Source organism: Chelativorans sp. AA-79, assembly GCF_029457495.1.
In the GTDB taxonomy this organism is placed as follows: domain Bacteria; phylum Pseudomonadota; class Alphaproteobacteria; order Rhizobiales; family Rhizobiaceae; genus Chelativorans.
Genome location: NZ_CP120361.1, coordinates 4,641,693 through 4,658,019, shown reverse-complemented (window position 1 = coordinate 4,658,019; position 16,327 = coordinate 4,641,693). Strand labels below are relative to the sequence as shown.

The window sequence follows — 16,327 nt, the reverse complement described above, 5'->3', positions numbered from 1 at the left end:
CCTGCATTGAATCGCGCCCCATCGCTCTCGCGGGCCCGGATGCGCACCGGCCGGTCTTTGCAGGCAGGCGGTGATGCTGACGCAGTCCGCTCCGGACTAAGCATTCGCCCTGCTCTGCCACTTTTCCGCATAAGCTTGCCAGCGCGCGTCTGCGCCCTTCTGTCGCGGCGCTTCGGCGGGGGGATGGCGCGGCGGTGCTTCCGCCAGGAGGGCGGCGCCGATGCTCGTGCCGGTTGCGTGGCCCGCCTGCGGCAGGACCATACGCCCGGTGGCGGCCTCCAGCATGTCGGCAAAGAGCATGTTTGCCGCGAACGGCCCTTCGACGACGATGGCTCCCGCCGCTCCGGCGAGATCGAGGCAGGTGGTCGTCATCAGCGCAAGATAGAATGCGGCGGCCACGGCGTGTTCACCGCTCGAAACGTCTCCCGGCGCAATCCAGCGTGCGGAAGAATTCGGGAATGGCCCGCAGCCCGTCTGCACGGAGGGAAGGAGCATGATGCCTTGCTCCAGAACGGCCTCGATGTCGGCATCCGTAAAGGCCGTGTCCTGTCCCTCCGTCAGTATCTGGTACTCCCTGCCGCCCATGAAGCGGGCCGACGGCACGGGCTCGCCGAGCGCATCGACATTGATCAGCGTGTCACGCGCCGGGTCGAGCGTGACCTTCTGCCCGCCCACGGCCATCGAGACGACCCAGGTGCCGGTCGAGACCACCGCGAAAGGCGGCTTGCGCCACAGGAGATGCGGCAGGAGCGAGGCGTTGGAATCATGGATCCCGCAGAGCACCGGCGTTGAGGGGGCGAGGCCAGTTCTCCGGGCTATATCGGGCAGAATGGTCCCGAGCACGTCTCTCGCCCCTCGCAGCGGCGGGAAAAGGTTCTGCCAGCCCATCTGGCCGACGAGCGAGGCAAAGCGGCCGGCTTCCGGATTCCAGAGATCCGTATGGCAGCCGAGCGAGGTCGCCTCGCTGGCGGAGACGCCCGTAAGGCGGAAGGCCCAGTATTGCGGATACATCAGGATGGAACAAACGGCGGAAAATTCTTCCGGGAAGGAGCGGCTCTGCCAGAAGAGCTGTACCCCGAGATTGAGCCCGAGCGGCAGGGCAGGCGATCCCGTCTCGGAGAAGGGGGGGCGCACCGCATCATAGTCGCTGCGCATGCCGTCTGGTCCGTCATGCTCGTAATCGAGCACGGGCAGGGCGAGGCTGCCGTCTGCTTTGAGCAGTGCCGCCGTGGCACCATGGGTGGTCACCGAGATCGCGTCGATCTGATGCTCGCGGCGGAGTTCGCTCAAACCCTCCAGGATAAACTCCCAGATCGCCTCCACGTCATGATGTGGATAGCGCCCGGCCGTGAGCGGCCGGTTCGGCATCTTCCGCACGGAGACCTCCGCGAGCCCCTCGAGGTCGACCAGCGCCAGCTTGGCGTTCGACTTGCCGATGTCGATGACGGCGACGTGGCGCACGGGGTCAGTCCATATGGAAGACGGTTTCGAGTGGCATGCTCACCGGCTCGTTGTCCGGTTTCGTTTCCATGATGTCGGCCATATGCGCCCACCAGCGTTTCATCACCGGATGGTTGGGCAGGTCCGCCATCCTGTGGTCGTCCGCCCGCCAGAGCACGCCGAAGAGCGTGTCCGTTTCGGCATCGAGGTGGATCGAGTAGTCGGAGATGCCGGCATCCTTGAGGAGGGCGACCAACTCCGGCCAGATCTCGTCGTGCCGGCGCTTGTATTCCTCGCGCATGCCCGGATTGAGCTTCATCTTGAAGGCGTATTTTTCCGGCATCAGGCCCTCCTCTCCTTGATCCGGTTGAAGATGATCGGCAGCGCGATCACGGTGATCAGCAGCAGGCCAATGGAGATGGACATCACGATGCCCGGCACGTTCATGAGGCCGAGGCCGAAGGTCACGAGCCCCATGATCACGGCCGCCAGCACCACGCCGAGGATCGAGCCCGCGCCGCCCAGGATGTTGACCCCGCCGAGCACCACCATTGTGATGACCTCGAGCTCGTAGCCCTGCGCGATCGAGGGGCGCGTGGAGCCGAGCCGGGAGGTGATGAGCACCGCGGCGATGCCGGACATGAGCCCCGTCAGGCAGAAGAGGATGAATTTCACCCGCTCGACCCGCACCCCGGAAAAGGCTGAAGCCACGGGGTTGTTGCCGATGGCGAAGACCGTGCGGCCGAAGCTCGTGCGGTGCAGGAGGAACCAGAAGACGAGGGCTGCGGCGAGGAACAGCACCAACTCGAAGGAGATCACCCAGCCGACATAGCCCTGGCCGAAGAAGGCGAGGCTTTCCGGATAGCCCTTATAGGCCTCGTCGCCCAGGACGATGTAGGCGATGCCGCGGAAGAGGCTCATCGTGCCGATCGTGACCACGATCGAGGGAAGCCCCAGCCGCGTCACCAGCATGCCGTTGAATGCGCCGCAGAGAAGCCCGGTGCCGATGCCGATCGTGACGAGCATCGGTGTATCAGCCCCTGCCTGAAGCGCCATGCCCATCACGGTGGAGGCGAGCGCGATGATCGCTGCAACCGACAGGTCGATCTCTCCGGATATGATGAGCAGCGCCATGGCGAGCGCGATCAGCCCCTTTTCCGTGAAGTTGAAGGTGAGATCGGAAAGCGACCACGCATTGAGGAAATAGGGCGAGGCGATGCTGTTGATGATGAAGATCGCCACTGCCACCAGCACAAGCAGCGTTTCCCAACTGAATAGGGCCGATTTGAACGGACTGTCCAGCCGATCGGGAATGTGGCGTCGGGTTTCTGCGATGTCGCTCATTGGGCTCTCCATGCAAATGCAAGCGCATCGCCAAGAACACCCCCCTCTGGCCTGTCAGAGGGGGGTGACTCGGTGAGGAGCCCTTTTATTCCCTCGAATTTCCTCATGCCTCGGCCCTCTTCAGGATGATGCGGCCCTGCCGGCGCTCGCCGCGCGCATTGAGCACCACGGCCAGGATGATGGCGCCGCCGGAAATCGCGAGCTGCCAGAAGGGCGAGATGTTGATGACAGGAAGCGCACTGCCGATGATGCCCAGGAAGAGCGCCCCGAGAACCGCGCCGGCCACGCTGCCGATGCCGCCGGCGATCGAGATGCCGCCGATCACGCAGGCCGCGACGATGGTGAGCTCGTAGCCGTTCGCCACCTCGACGGAAGCGATCACGTAGCGCGAAATCCAGAGATAGCCGCAAAGGCCCGCCACCATGCCGGAGAGGCAGAAGGCGAGGAACTTCGTGCGGCCCACATCGATGCCGGCATAGACGGAAGCGACGGGGTTGATCCCCGCCGCGTGAATGGAGCGCCCAAGCGCTGTCCGGGTCATCAGGAGATAGAAGAGCGCGATCGTCGCGATCGCGAACCAGGAGAGCATCGGCAGGCCGAGGAAGACGATGCGCGGCAGGCCGATGAAGCCCTGGCTCATCTGGTCGGCATTCACCCACGCGCCGCCCGAAAGCACGAAGGTCGCGCCGCGGAAGACGGTGAGCGTGCCCAGCGTCACCACGATGGGTGGGATGCCGAGCTTCCAGACGAGCAGGCCATTGAAGGCGCCCAGCGCCGCCCCGATGGCGAGCGCCATCAGGATGAGCAGCACCACCGGGATTGCTGGAAATGCGGCATTCGTCATGGCCACGGCCATGCCTGTGAAGGCGAGGTTCGACGCCATCGAGAGATCGATGGACCGCGTCAGGATCACCGCCATCTGGCCGAGCGCCAGGATGATCAGGATAGAGGTATCGTTGAAGACGGAAAGCAGGTTGCCCGGCCGCGCGAATGCCGGAAAGCGCGTTGCGATGATTGCGACGAGCAATATGATGGCGGCGAGGAGCCAGACCTCGCGCTGTCTTGCAAGCGATCTCATTGTGTGATCCCCGCGGCAAGCCGGACGAGCGTCTCCGCGTCGAGGTTGCGGTTCTCCTTCACGGCGACCATGCGGCCCTCGCGCATGACGACAACGCGGTCCGACATGCCGAGAATCTCCGGCAGCTCCGACGAGACCATGATGACGGAGAGGCCTTGCGCCACCAGTTCGGCCATGAAGCCGTGCACAGCCGCCTTGGAGCCGATATCGATGCCTTTCGTCGGCTCGTCGAGGATGATGACCTTCGGCCCTGTGGCGAGCCATTTGGCGATCACCACCTTCTGCTGGTTGCCACCCGAAAGCGTGCCCACGTCCTGGCTGAGCGAGGAAGCCCGGAGATCGAGCCGTTCCGTATAGGTGCGGGCGAGGCGGAACTCTTCAGCAAGCCGCAGCACGCCGGATTTGGAGGTGCGCTTGAGTGAGGGAAGCGAGACGTTCTGGAAAATGGGCATGCCGATGACGACGCCCTGCCGCCCGCGCTCCTCCGGCACGTAGACGATGCCGGCTTCGATGGCGTCGGCGGCCGACTTCGGCGCGATCTCCTGGCCGCCGAGCGTGATTTTCCCGCTACTCGTGCGCGTCATTCCGGCGATCGCCTGCATCACCTCGCTGCGCCCTGCGCCGACCAGACCGTAGAAACCGAGAATCTCGCCCTCGCGCAGTTCGAAGCTGATATCGTCGAACTCGGTAGGGTGCGAAAGGCCGGAAACAGTAAGCAGGGGGCCGCCGATCTTAGGCTCGCGCTCGGGAAAGATGTGCTCGACCGCGCGGCCCACCATCATGCGCACCAGATCGTTCTGCGTGGTGCCGGCAAGCAGGCCTTCGCCCACCATCTGCCCATCGCGGAAGACGGTGTAACGATCGGCGATCCGGAAAATCTCGTCGAACTTGTGGCTGATGAAGAGGATGGCCTTCTTTTGGCCCTTCAGGAATTCGATGAGCAGGAAGAGCTCCTCGATCTCCTTGGCCGAGAGCGCCGCCGTGGGCTCGTCCATGATGACGATTCGCGCATCGATCGACATGGCGCGGGCGATGGCCACCAGGTGCTTGTTGGCGATGCCGAGATCGGAAAGCGGAGTGCCGGGCTCGATATGCGTCGCCCCCATCGTCTCCAGCACTTCCTGTGCATTGGCGCGCATGATGCGCCAGTCGATCGTGCCGAACCGCGTGCGCGGCGCATGGCCGAGGAAGATGTTTTCGGCGACGGTGAGATGGTCGAAGAGCACCGTCTCCTGGTGGATGGCCGTGATGCCCTGCTCGAAGGCTGCGTGGGCCGTGGGCAGCTTCACCGGCGCATCATCGATGCGGACCTCGCCTTCGTCGGGCTGGTAGATGCCGGTGAGGATCTTGACCAGAGTGGACTTGCCGGCGCCGTTCTCACCGATGAGCGCGGTCACCTCACCCGGATAGAGCGATAGGCTCACACCCGAAAGCGCGCGAACGCCGGGGAAGCTCTTGGCTATGCCGGAGAGTGTGATGACAGGCGCCGCCTCGCTGGCGGCGACGGACGGCTCCGGGCTTTGGACGGAGGTGTGCATCATCTGGCGACAACTCCGGCAGGCCAGAGGGGGGCAACGTAGGGCAAGAGCATCTCAGACGATTCCCTAAGAATACGGGCGCAGCGATTGCCGCGCCCGTTCAAATGCGCAGGATCAATAGATCTTCGAGAATTCCTCGATGTTCGACTTGTCGAACTGGAAAGGAGCCGCCATCGCCGCCGAATTGGTATCGTCCAGCGTCACCTCGCCGACACGGCCGATGGAGAGTGTCGCGCCCGGCTTGGCCTCCGCCTCGTCCGTGGCGAGCTGGTGCGCAAGATAGACCGCTGAATAGCCGAGATCGATCGGGTTCCAGAGCGCCACGGCCTGGCTCGCGCCGTTGTCGATGAACTTCTTGAATTCGGACGGAAGCGCCAGGCCCGTGACATTGACCTTGCCGATCAGGTTCTGGTCCGTCACCACCTGAGCGGCGGCGACCACACCCACCGTGGTGGGCGCGATGATGGCCTTGAGATCCGGATGGGAGGCGATGAGACCCTTCGCCTCGTTCGTGCTCTTCACCGAGTCGTCATCGCCATAGACAACAGCGACCAGGTTGATGTTCGGGAACTTCTCCGGCAGCACTTGTCTGGCCGCGTCGATCCAGGCGTTCTGGTTGGTGGCCGTCGAAGCCGCGGAGAGAATGGCGACGTCCCCGCCCTCCGGCAGGTAATCGGCAGCGAGCTTGATGATCGTCTCGCCGATCAGGTTGGTATCGGAGGGGTTCAGGTGCATTTCGCGACCCTCGGGGGCTACGCCCGAATCCCAGGAGATCACGGTGATGCCGCGGTCCATCGCCTTCTTCAGCGCAGGCACCAGCGCATCCGGGTCGTTGGCCGAGATGGCGATGGCATCCACCTGCTGGGCGATCAGCGAGTTGATGATCTCGATCTGGCCTTCGGCGGTGGCCGATGTGGGGCCGGTATAGATTACCTCCACATCGCCCAGCTCCTTGGCCGCTTCCTGCGCGCCCTTGTTGGCGGCATCGAAGAAGCCGTTGCCGAGCGACTTGACCACGAGTGCGATCTTGACCGGCTCGGCCATGGCCGGCGTGGCGATGAGCGCAGCGGTGACGGCCGCCGCCGCGAGCAATTTCTTCACGATCGACATGAGTTTCCTCCCTTGCGTTGCAAAGATCAGCGCCCCCGCCTCATGCGGGCAGCGAAGATTCCTCTTGTTTCGTTTGATTGACGCGAGCGACGATGAGTGAGACGCCGGCATCTTCCAGCATCTTCGCCTCCCGGTCTTCAATTCCCTCGTCCGTGATCACGGTCGATATGCGCGCCAGACCGCACAGGATGAGGCTCGAGCGCTGGCGGAATTTCGAGGAGTCCACCAGTACCACCAGTTCGTCCGCCTGGTCGATCAGCTTCTGCTCGGCCTGGATCAGGAGCGGGTCGCCTTCCATGAGGCCGAGCGGCCCGAGCCCTTGCGCGCCCATGAACATGCGCTTGGCATAGAAATTGCGCGTCACGTCGTTGTCGAAGGGCGAGAGAATGATGTTCTGCTCCCGATAGATCGTGCCGCCCGAGAGCATCACCGTGTTCTTGGAGTGCTTGAGCAGATGCTCGGCGATCGGGAAGGAATTGGTGAAGATCGGCATGCGCCGGTTGGCAAGGAAGTGCACCATCTGGAACGTGGTGGTGCCACCATTGATGATGATCGGCTCGCCATCCGTGCAGAGCTCGACGGCCTCGCTGGCGATGGCGCGCTTCTCCGCCGTATGCAGGGCTTCGTTCACGCGGAAAGGGCGGCCGGCTAGCCCGACCACCTGCGGCGGGTTCAGTGCTTCGGCGCCGCCGCGCACGCGCCGGAGCCGCTTCTGCACGTGGAGAGCCGCAATGTCCCGCCTTATCGTCGCCTCGGAGGACGAGGTCATCTCGACCAATTCCTGCACCGTCACGACAGGCCTTTCCTGGACGGCGGACAGGATGATCCGATGGCGTTCCTTTTCGTGCATGGCTCCTCCCATTGCGCGTATTAAGGGCATCCTCCTCACGCATTGTCAATCAAATTCGATCACAAATTTTCAGATTGCAGCGCAGCATGACCGAAATTGATCGATTATGATTGACATTGTCCCTCGGCCGGTGTGAACTGGAACTCCATTTTTGCGCCGTTCCCCAGGCGCCACGGGAGGACTCCGAATGCTCGATAAACGCCCCGCCACACGGCTCGCCGATCTCTGGGACGAGGCAAAGGCCGCCTCCATGAACGAGCCGGAGCGGCTGCTCTACCGCTCGAACCTGCTTGGTTCCGACAAGCGTATCACCAATTATGGCGGCGGCAACACCTCCGCCAAGGTGATGGAGAAGGACCCGCTCACCGGCGAGATGGTCGAGGTGCTGTGGGTGAAGGGTTCGGGCGGCGACGTCGGTACGATCAAGCTCGATGGCTTCGCCACGCTCTACATGGAGAAGCTCGAAGGCTTGAAGACGCTCTATCGCGGCGTGGAGCACGAGGACGAAATGGTGGGGTACCTTCCTCACTGCACCTTCAACCTCAATCCGCGCGCGGCCTCCATCGACACGCCGCTGCACGCCTTCGTGCCGCGAAAGCATGTCGACCACATGCATCCCGACGCAGTGATCGCCATCGCGGCATCGAAGAACAGCAGGGAGTTGACGGCGGAGATCTACGGCGACGAGATCGGTTGGCTCCCCTGGAAGCGGCCGGGCTTCGAACTCGGGCTCTGGCTGGAGAAATTCTGCCGCGAGAACCCGGACGCCAAGGGTGTCGTGCTGGAGAGCCACGGGCTCTTCACCTGGGGTGACACGGCACAGGAGTGCTACGACACCACGATCCGCATCATCAACCGTGCCATCGAATGGTTCGAGGAGAAGACGGCCGGCAAGGCCGCCTTCGGCGGCGCGGTTCGGCCGGTGCTGCCGGAAGCGGAGCGGCACGCGGTCGCTGAAAAGCTGATGCCGGCAATCCGCGGCATGATCTCGGCCGCCGAGCGAAAGGTCGGCCATTTCGACGATCAGCCTGCGGTGCTGGAATTCGTTTCCTCGCGCGACATGGAAGCCCTCGCGGCCCTCGGCACGAGCTGCCCCGACCATTTCCTGCGCACCAAGATCAGGCCGCTGGTCATCGTCTTCGATCCGGCCAATCCGGATATCGACAGGACCCTCGAAGGCCTGAGCGGGGCCGTAGGGGAGTACCGCAAAGGCTATGCAGCCTACTACGAGCGCTGCAAGAGGCCCGGCAGCCCGGCGATGCGCGATCCGAACGCGGTGGTCTATCTCGTGCCGGGCGTCGGCATGATCACCTTCGCCAAGGACAAGGCGACGGCGCGCATCTCCGGCGAATTCTACGTCAACGCCATCAATGTGATGCGCGGGGCCTCCAGCGTCTCTTCCTATGTGGGCCTGCCGGAGCAGGAGGCATTCGACATCGAATACTGGCTGCTGGAGGAGGCGAAGCTCCAGCGTATGCCCAGGCCGAAGCCGCTGGCCGGCAAGGTGGCCCTCGTGACCGGCGGCGCCGGCGGCATCGGCAAGGCGACCGCCGAACGCCTGCTTCGCGACGGCGCCTGCGTGGTGCTGGCCGATATCGACGAGACGTCGCTCGAAGAAGCCAATGCGGATCTCGGTGGCCGGCACACGGCCGACATGGTATGCAGCGTTCGCCTGGATGTCACGAATGAGCAGGGGGTGGCGGACGCCTTCTCCTTCGCCGCGCGCGAATATGGCGGGCTCGACATCCTCGTCTCCAATGCCGGGATTTCGTCGGCCGCTCCGGTGGACGAGACGGAGCTCTCCATGTGGAACCGCAACATGGATATCCTGTCGACCGGCTATTTCCTCGTCTCCCGTGAAGCCTTCCGGCTGATGAAGCGGCAGAAGACGGGTGGCGCAATCGTCTTCATTGCCTCGAAGAACGGGCTTGCCGCCTCGCCCAATGCGTCCGCCTACTGCACGGCCAAGGCGGCGGAGATCCATCTGGCGCGCTGTCTGGCGCTCGAAGGGGCCGAGTTCGGCATCCGCGTCAACACCGTGAACCCGGACGCGGTGCTGCGCGGCTCGAAGATCTGGTCGGGCGAGTGGCGCGAGCAGCGCGCCGCCGCCTACAATATGAGCCCGGACGAGCTGGAGGAGCACTACCGCAAGCGTTCGCTCCTGAAGCTCAACGTCTTGCCGGAGGATATTGCGGAGGCGGTGTTCTTCTTCGTGTCGGATGTTTCGGCGAAATCGACCGGCAACATCCTCAACGTCGATGCGGGGAACGCGCAGAGCTTCACGCGGTAGAACTGGATACCGGAGTCCCTTCGCGCCAGCTTGGGAGGAGAAGAATGACTGAGTTGATCAACGCAGGTCTTTTGGAAAACCACAACGCTTCCCGCATGCCGGCGCTCAAGCGCGACTATGAAACGCTCGGCGAGCAACTCGATCGCCGAGGCGTCTCGATCGACACGATCAAGCAGAAGGTCGCCGCCTTCGGCGTGGCGATCCCTTCCTGGGGAGTCGGCACGGGCGGCACGCGCTTCGCACGCTTTCCCGGGCAAGGCGAGCCGCGCGGCATCTTTGACAAGCTGCAGGACTGCGCGGTGATCCAGCAGCTTACCCGCGCCACGCCGAGCGTGTCGCTCCATGTCCCTTGGGACAAGGCGGATCCGCAACGCCTGAAGGAAACTGCGGAGCGCTTCGGCCTTGGTTTCGACGCGATGAACTCCAATACGTTTCAGGATCACCCCGGCGACCGCCACTCCTACAAATTCGGCTCGCTGTCGCATACGGATGCCGCCACGCGCCGGCAGGCGGTCGAGCACAACATCGAGTGCATCGAGATCGGCCAGGCGATCGGTTCGAAGGCACTGACGGTCTGGATCGGGGACGGTTCGAACTTCCCTGGCCAGAGCAATTTCACGAAAGCCTTCGAGCGGTATCTCGCGTCCATGCGCGATGTCTACGCGGCGCTCCCCGAAGACTGGCGCGTGTTCACCGAGCACAAGATGTACGAGCCGGCATTCTATTCGACCGTCGTGCAGGACTGGGGCACCAACTACCTGATCGCCCAGGAACTGGGGCCGAAGGCTTTCTGCCTGGTCGATCTCGGCCACCACGCGCCGAACGTGAACATCGAGATGATCGTGGCCCGGCTCATCCAGTTCGGCAAGCTCGGCGGCTTCCACTTCAACGATTCCAAATATGGCGACGACGACCTGGACGCGGGCTCGATCGACCCCTACCGCCTGTTCCTCGTCTTCAATGAGCTGGTCGATGCCGAGCATCGCAACGCGCCGGGCTTCAACCCCGCGCATATGCTTGACCAGAGCCACAACGTGACCGACCCGATCGAGAGCCTGATGGTCTCGGCGACCGAAGTGGTTCGCGCCTATGCGCAGGCCCTTCTCGTCGACCGCACGGCGCTCGAAGGGTTTCAGGAGGCGAATGACGCGCTGATGGCGACGCAGGTGCTCAAGGCCGCCTTCCGCACGGACCTGGAGCCGATCCTTGCTCTGGCTCGCGTGGAGGAGGGCGGTGCGGCCGATCCCGTGGCGGCCTATCGCGAAAGCGGCTATCGCCGGCAGGTCGCGGAAGAGCGCCCGGCGGTTTCGGGCGGCGGCGGCGGGATCGTATGATCATGGCTGCGTGAAGCGGCAACGCTTGTAAAAGCTTCGGAAACCCTCCGCCCGTCTCTGGTTTGACAGTTCAAGGCCGAAGTGAGAGCTTCTTCCCGGTGGACTGCAACGCGTCGGTGCGGCGGTCGCATCCATTGTCGATGAAGGAGGCTGGGGATGGTTGGCACGACGGATCTGGCTTCGGGCGGTCCGGAGCTCAAGGCGCGCTGGGGCTGGGTGGTGGCTCTTGGTGTCGTTTTCCTGATTGCGGGCATTGTCGCGTTGGGCAGCGTCGTGACGGCGACGGTGGCGAGCGTCTTCGTGGTCGGCGTGATGATGACGCTTGCCGGTGTTGCCGAGATCATCCACGGCTTTCAGATGAGGACCTGGGGCCGCTTCTTCCTCTGGATCCTGATCGGCGCACTTTACGTGGTGGCGGGCTTCATCGCCTTTTCCAATCCGCTGCTTGCATCCGTGGTGCTGACCTTGCTGCTGGGCATCGGCTTGATCGCCGCCGGTATCGTGCGCGGCATCCTGGCCGCGCAACTGCGCGGTGCGCCGGGCTGGGGCTGGATCCTGTTCTCTGCGGTGATCACTGTGATCGTCGGGGTGATGATCGTCGCCGGCTGGCCGGCCACGAGCCTTTTCGTGCTCGGCACATTCCTGGGCATCGACCTGATCTTCGCAGGCGCTGGCTGGATCGCGGCGGGGCTGGCGCTGCGCAACGCCTGACCTTTGCCGCCGTCGGGCGCGGCTGGAGCTCAGTCCAGCCGGCGGGGCAGAAGGGGCAGCAGCTCCTGCAGGATGGAGTCTATCTTCTCGCCGCTGACGGCTGTGTGGGCGAACACTTCCTCCACGGTATCCGAATGCTCGTCGGCCCAGCCACTCGCCGCGTTGGTGATGGCCGAGATGCCGACGACGCGGAGCCCCGCGTGAGCGGCGGCAATGACTTCCGTCACCGTGGACATTCCCACCGCGTCGCCACCCGCCGCACGCAGGAAGCGGCGCTCGGCGAGCGTCTCGAGCGAGGGGCCGAGAATGCCAGCGTAGATGCCGCGATGCACGGGCTGCAACGTGCGATCCGCGGCGTCCGTCGCAAGCTCCAGAAGGTCTGGATCATAGGCGCGAGCCATATCCGGGAAACGCAGGCCGATTTCGCCGTCGTTGGGACCGACAAGCGGGTTGGTGCCGGTGAAGTTCAGATGGTCCTCGATGAGCATCACATCGCCCGGCCGGTAATCCGGGTTGAGGGCGCCGGCCGCGTTGGTCACGACGAGGGTGGTGCTGCCGAGCCGGTCGAGAAGATAGATGGCAAGCGCGATGTCGCGCGGGGTCCATCCTTCATAGAGATGAAGCCGCCCCTGCATCGCCGCCACCCGCCGACCGTGCAGGGTGCCGACGATGAGCTGGCCCTTGTGGCCGGGCGCGGTCGCCACCGGAAACCCCTGAATATCGGCATAGGGGATGATGGTGGCATCCTTGATCCCCCTGGCCAGGTCTCCGAGGCCGGAGCCCAGCACGATGGCGATCTCCACCGGCGCGCCGACACAGTCTGCGACGGACTTGTGGGCACGGTTCAGGCGCTCGATTTGGCTTGCTTCTGCCATGGTTTCCTCTCTCTTCGACCGAAACGGTTCCGCAGCACCCGCCTTGCTGCCGCTATTTCCCGAGCTCGATCGAGCGCTTCCTCGCCGCGTCCACCGCGTCGGTGACGAGCGCCTGAAGACGCTCATCCCCCATCAGCACCCCGAGCGCGGCGGCGGTGGTTCCGTTGGGGCTCGTCACCTGCTCCCTCAGTTTTCCCGGTTCCTCGCCGCTTTCCTTCGCGAGAACTGCGGCGCCATAGACCGTCTGCATGGCAAGGAGCCTGGCCGTGTCGGCCGGCAGGCCGGCCTTTTCGCCCGCCGCCGTCAGGCATTCTATGAAGTAAAACACATAGGCCGGGCCCGAGCCGGACACCGCCGTGACAGCGTCCATCAGCCGCTCATCGTCAATGGTGGCGACGGCACCGCTGGCGGAAAGAAGACCGCTTACGAAATTCCTCGCTTCGGGGCTGACATTCGGGTTGGCATAAACCACCAGCATCCCCCTGCCGATCGCTGCAGGCGTATTGGGCATGCAGCGGATGACGGCGGCGTTGCTCCCCAGCAATTCCTCGAATGTGGCAATGCCGGTGCCTGCGGCGACGCTCAGGAACGTCGCGCCCGGCGCAAAGGACCGATAGGCTGGAACGACGTCGCGGATCACCTGGGGCTTGACGGCGAAGACGACGAGATCGGCGGCCGTCCGGTCCAACTCGTCCGATCGTGCCGCGACAATCACGCCATGCTTTGCGGCGCGCGCCCGCAAATCCTCGTTCGGCTCGACGACACGGATGTCGTTGGCCGCCAGCTTCCCGGCGGCAAGCCAGCCCTTCAGCATCGCATATCCCATATTGCCGCAGCCGACGAGAACGACCTGCTTACCCATCCGTACCTCCTGATGCTCGCCAAAAGGAATGGCGCGTCGAGCGCCGTGATGCAACCGTTTCGCGGGACTTTCGGCTCTTCGGCTTCTCCGGTCCCGAGAAGGGCGGTCCGGATTGCGCCGGTTGCGGCAATAGGAGGCGCGATGGCGGCATTGCGCTCGCGCCTTTTGCGGCCTATGCGGAAATGCCTGCAATCCGGAGGAGCGAGAGGTCCATGGCGCAAATTATCGACGGAAAGGCGGCCGCAGCCAAGATCCTGGAGAAAGTGACGCGCGCGGCGGAAGAACTGAAGGCAGGCGGGATCACGCCCGGCCTGGCGGTGGTGATCGTGGGAGAGGATCCGGCGAGCCAGGTCTATGTCGCCTCCAAGTCGAAGAGGGCAACGGAATGCGGCTTCCATTCCGTACAGCACTCGCTGCCCGAGAGCACGACCGAGCAGGAGCTGGTGACGCTCGTGGAAGCGCTCAACCGCGACCCGTCCATCAACGGCATCCTGGTACAGCTTCCGCTTCCGCAGCACATCGATTCGGAGCGCATCATCCACACCATCGCGCCGGAAAAAGACGTCGACGGTTTTCACATCCTCAACGTCGGTCTCCTGGGCGCCGGCGCGGTCTCGAAAGCCCTGGTGCCCTGCACGCCGGCCGGCGCCATGCTGCTGATCGAAGGCGTGCGCGGCAAGGATCTCTCGGGGCTTTCGGCTGTCGTCATCGGGCGGTCCAACATCGTGGGCAAGCCGATGGCCAACCTGCTCATGGCCGCCAATGCTACGGTCACCATCGCCCACAGCCGCACCGCCGACCTTGCCGCCGTCTGCCGCGGGGCCGATATCCTGGTGGCGGCGGTCGGCCGGCCGGAAATGGTGAAGGGCGATTGGATCAAACCGGGCGCCGTGGTCATCGACGTCGGCATCAACCGCATTCCCGCGCCGGAGAAGGGCGAGGGCAAGACGCGGCTCGTGGGCGACGTGGCTTATGCTGAGGCCGAGAAGGCTGCAGGCGCCATCACCCCTGTTCCGGGCGGGGTGGGGCCGATGACCATCGCCATGCTCATGGCCAATACGCTGACGGCCGCTTGCAGGGCCGCCGGCCGCCAGCCGCCGGTTCTTTAGACTCTCGAGCCGCTCAAGGATGCTGCGGCAGGTTCTCGACAGGCCTGGTGGCGATGTCGGGGCCGCGGACCTTGTCCGTCACATCGTGATATTCGTAGAGCCTGGAATCGTAGGGGAAGAAGAATATCCGGTCCGGCAGGATCGGAAAATCCGTTCCGAAATAGGTGTTGAACAGGACGCGATAGCTGTTCACCGGCGTGATGTCGGGGCGCAGGGCGGAGTAATCTCCGTTGGGGAAATAATACGCATTGAGGATGCCGCTCTTGACCCGTAGCTCGTTGGGAGGAGCGTCCTGCCACGGGACCCTCCCGTCGCGCTCCGGAAAAGGGCCCTCGTCCGCCTGGATGAGGATGATCGGCGGTTCGCGGTCCGGGCTCTGGAGTGCGATGACCACCTCCTCGATGATGCGGTTCGCATAGGCGATCTGTTCCAGATAGCCCTGATCTTCGCCGCGCTTGCGCGACTCCTCGATCGTGAGGCAGCGCCCGTCGTTCGTGAAATTGAAGGGACCGTGCGGCACGAGGATATGCGCGAAGACATAGACCGGCTTGTCGCGCTGGCCGAGTGCCTTGATTTCCTCCACCTGTGGGGCGATCCGCTGGCACTGCGCGTTGTCCCAGTCGAGCCGCATCGTGAGCGGCCTGTCGGGCAGAACATGGAACAGCGGGCGCAGGGCCGTGCGCCGGAGATAGAGCATCTCGAATTCACTGAAGCCGTGCGGACGATTCTCGTCGGCGGTCGGGTTGTCGTAGGTGCCGACCCACCATGAGCCGAACTGGATGAAATCGTAGCCGCGGGACTTCAGGAAACGCGCAACACGATGATCGTCCAGCATTGCGTAGATCGGGTGCCAGTTGCTGCCCTGCACGCGCGGGTCGTCCGCGAGCAGGTCGAGATAGTCCATGTAGAAGGTCGAGGCGAGGGACGGGCCGGTCTTCTGGTAGTTCGAATTGCTGTCGCGGGCGATATAGAAGCCGCGCTCTTCCAGGAAACTGCCGATACTGCCGTTGTCGACGTCGAAATGATCGCGCAGCACCCCCTCCGACGCGTAGCGATCGAAGATGAAGTGGTAGATGTCGGGCGGGCGGCTTGAACCATTCGCCTTTGCGGGTGCGATGAAGGGTTCGATCTCCGCCATCGCCTTCTCTGGCTCGTAGACGTTGCGAGCGGCGCCGTTCTGCCATTCATAGCTTGCCGCCTGCCAGATGGGGCTGATCAGGAGCACGGCGGCAATCCCGGTGAGAACGCTGTGGATCACCGCCGCCGCTCTGCGCAGGAGAACCGCCAGCAGCGTTGCCGCTGCAAGCGCGGCGAGGGCCAAAGGCAGTGTTCTCGTCATGGAATAGCCGCCGTCCACCAGCCCGTTCAAGCGGTCGAACAGACCGGCATAGAAGAGGCAGCCGATTACCCAGATGCTGGCGATCACCGCCGACACGCGGTCGAAACGCCGCCGGATCGCCACCACCGCCAGATAGACCGTAAGCGCGAAGAGGAGTGCACCCGCAAGCGAGGGCGCGACATCGGCGATGGAGGTCTGGTCGAGATTGCGCGCCATCATCACGAGCACGGAGGCGATGGCGAACAGGAATGGGTGGAGGGGATAGGAGCCGTCCCAAACGCGCGTAGCCCGTGAAGTAGGAGAAGAACCTACCGCTTCGGGGCTCGACTCCTGTTCCTCGGCCATAGAGCGCACTCCTCGCAGCCAGCAGCCATTCGCTTAAAAATGAAAGGCTTCCTCTAGCGGGTGCCTTTGACTATGACAGATTTATGACATTTTTTTAAAGAC

General features: G+C 63.9%; 14 protein-coding genes. 4 read left to right on the top strand and 10 right to left on the bottom strand.

Annotation, left to right across the window (positions count from 1 at the left end; all coding sequences use genetic code 11):
- Positions 1–96: 96 nt before the first annotated feature.
- The 7 genes from PVE73_RS22710 to PVE73_RS22680 all read right to left on the bottom strand — a co-directional run bounded on the left by PVE73_RS22710 (position 97) and on the right by PVE73_RS22680 (position 7,360).
- Positions 97–1,461 (bottom strand): FGGY-family carbohydrate kinase, encoded by a 1,365-nt coding sequence (locus PVE73_RS22710; RefSeq protein WP_277364426.1) that lies wholly within the window; start codon positions 1,459–1,461, stop codon positions 97–99.
- A 4-nt stretch (positions 1,462–1,465) separates the two neighbouring features.
- A complete protein-coding gene (gene rhaM / locus PVE73_RS22705; RefSeq protein ID WP_277364425.1) occupies positions 1,466–1,783 on the bottom strand; it encodes an L-rhamnose mutarotase in 318 nt (105 codons plus the stop codon).
- Positions 1,783–2,784, bottom strand: a complete 1,002-nt coding sequence (locus PVE73_RS22700) for an ABC transporter permease (RefSeq protein ID WP_277364424.1) — start codon at positions 2,782–2,784, stop codon at positions 1,783–1,785. Before PVE73_RS22700 ends, rhaM begins: the two co-directional genes overlap by 1 nt.
- 103 nt (positions 2,785–2,887) lie before the next feature.
- Positions 2,888–3,862 carry an ABC transporter permease gene (locus PVE73_RS22695; RefSeq protein WP_277364423.1) on the bottom strand — a complete coding sequence of 325 codons (975 nt, stop codon included), beginning with the start codon at positions 3,860–3,862 and terminating at the stop codon, positions 2,888–2,890.
- Entirely contained in the window at positions 3,859–5,400 is a 1,542-nt protein-coding gene (locus PVE73_RS22690) for a sugar ABC transporter ATP-binding protein (RefSeq protein ID WP_277367552.1), read from the bottom strand. The genes PVE73_RS22695 and PVE73_RS22690 overlap by 4 nt, the downstream gene beginning before the upstream one ends.
- A gap of 114 nt (positions 5,401–5,514) precedes the next feature.
- Positions 5,515–6,510: a rhamnose ABC transporter substrate-binding protein gene (gene rhaS, locus PVE73_RS22685; protein ID WP_277364422.1), complete on the bottom strand. Its 996-nt coding sequence runs from the start codon at positions 6,508–6,510 to the stop codon at positions 5,515–5,517.
- A 40-nt stretch (positions 6,511–6,550) separates the two neighbouring features.
- On the bottom strand, positions 6,551–7,360 hold the full coding sequence (locus PVE73_RS22680) for a DeoR/GlpR family DNA-binding transcription regulator (protein WP_277364421.1): 810 nt from the start codon (positions 7,358–7,360) through the stop codon (positions 6,551–6,553).
- Between the two features lie 187 nt (positions 7,361–7,547).
- On the opposite strand from PVE73_RS22680, the gene PVE73_RS22675 reads away from it, so the two are divergent.
- From PVE73_RS22675 to PVE73_RS22665, 3 genes are all read left to right on the top strand, one after another.
- A complete protein-coding gene (locus tag PVE73_RS22675; protein ID WP_277364420.1) occupies positions 7,548–9,650 on the top strand; it encodes a bifunctional rhamnulose-1-phosphate aldolase/short-chain dehydrogenase in 2,103 nt (700 codons plus the stop codon).
- 44 nt (positions 9,651–9,694) lie between these two features.
- Entirely contained in the window at positions 9,695–10,984 is a 1,290-nt protein-coding gene (rhaI, locus tag PVE73_RS22670) for an L-rhamnose catabolism isomerase (RefSeq protein ID WP_277364419.1), read from the top strand.
- A 156-nt stretch (positions 10,985–11,140) separates the two neighbouring features.
- Complete coding sequence (locus tag PVE73_RS22665; protein WP_277364418.1) at positions 11,141–11,695, top strand: HdeD family acid-resistance protein; 555 nt, start codon at positions 11,141–11,143, stop codon at positions 11,693–11,695.
- Positions 11,696–11,724: 29 nt separating this feature from the next.
- Here the strand turns inward: PVE73_RS22665 and PVE73_RS22660 are convergent, their stop codons facing one another.
- Together PVE73_RS22660 and proC are read right to left on the bottom strand one after the other, a co-directional pair.
- Positions 11,725–12,570, bottom strand: coding sequence for a purine-nucleoside phosphorylase (locus PVE73_RS22660; protein ID WP_277364417.1), 846 nt, complete (start codon positions 12,568–12,570; stop codon positions 11,725–11,727).
- Positions 12,571–12,622: 52 nt separating this feature from the next.
- Positions 12,623–13,432 carry a pyrroline-5-carboxylate reductase gene (gene proC, locus PVE73_RS22655; protein WP_277364416.1) on the bottom strand — a complete coding sequence of 270 codons (810 nt, stop codon included), beginning with the start codon at positions 13,430–13,432 and terminating at the stop codon, positions 12,623–12,625.
- A 212-nt stretch (positions 13,433–13,644) separates the two neighbouring features.
- On the opposite strand from proC, the gene folD reads away from it, so the two are divergent.
- Entirely contained in the window at positions 13,645–14,541 is an 897-nt protein-coding gene (folD, locus tag PVE73_RS22650; protein WP_277364415.1) for a bifunctional methylenetetrahydrofolate dehydrogenase/methenyltetrahydrofolate cyclohydrolase FolD, read from the top strand.
- Positions 14,542–14,554: 13 nt separating this feature from the next.
- On the opposite strand, the gene PVE73_RS22645 is transcribed toward folD, so the two are convergent.
- Positions 14,555–16,225: a sulfatase-like hydrolase/transferase gene (locus PVE73_RS22645; RefSeq protein WP_277364414.1), complete on the bottom strand. Its 1,671-nt coding sequence runs from the start codon at positions 16,223–16,225 to the stop codon at positions 14,555–14,557.
- Positions 16,226–16,327 lie beyond the last annotated feature (102 nt).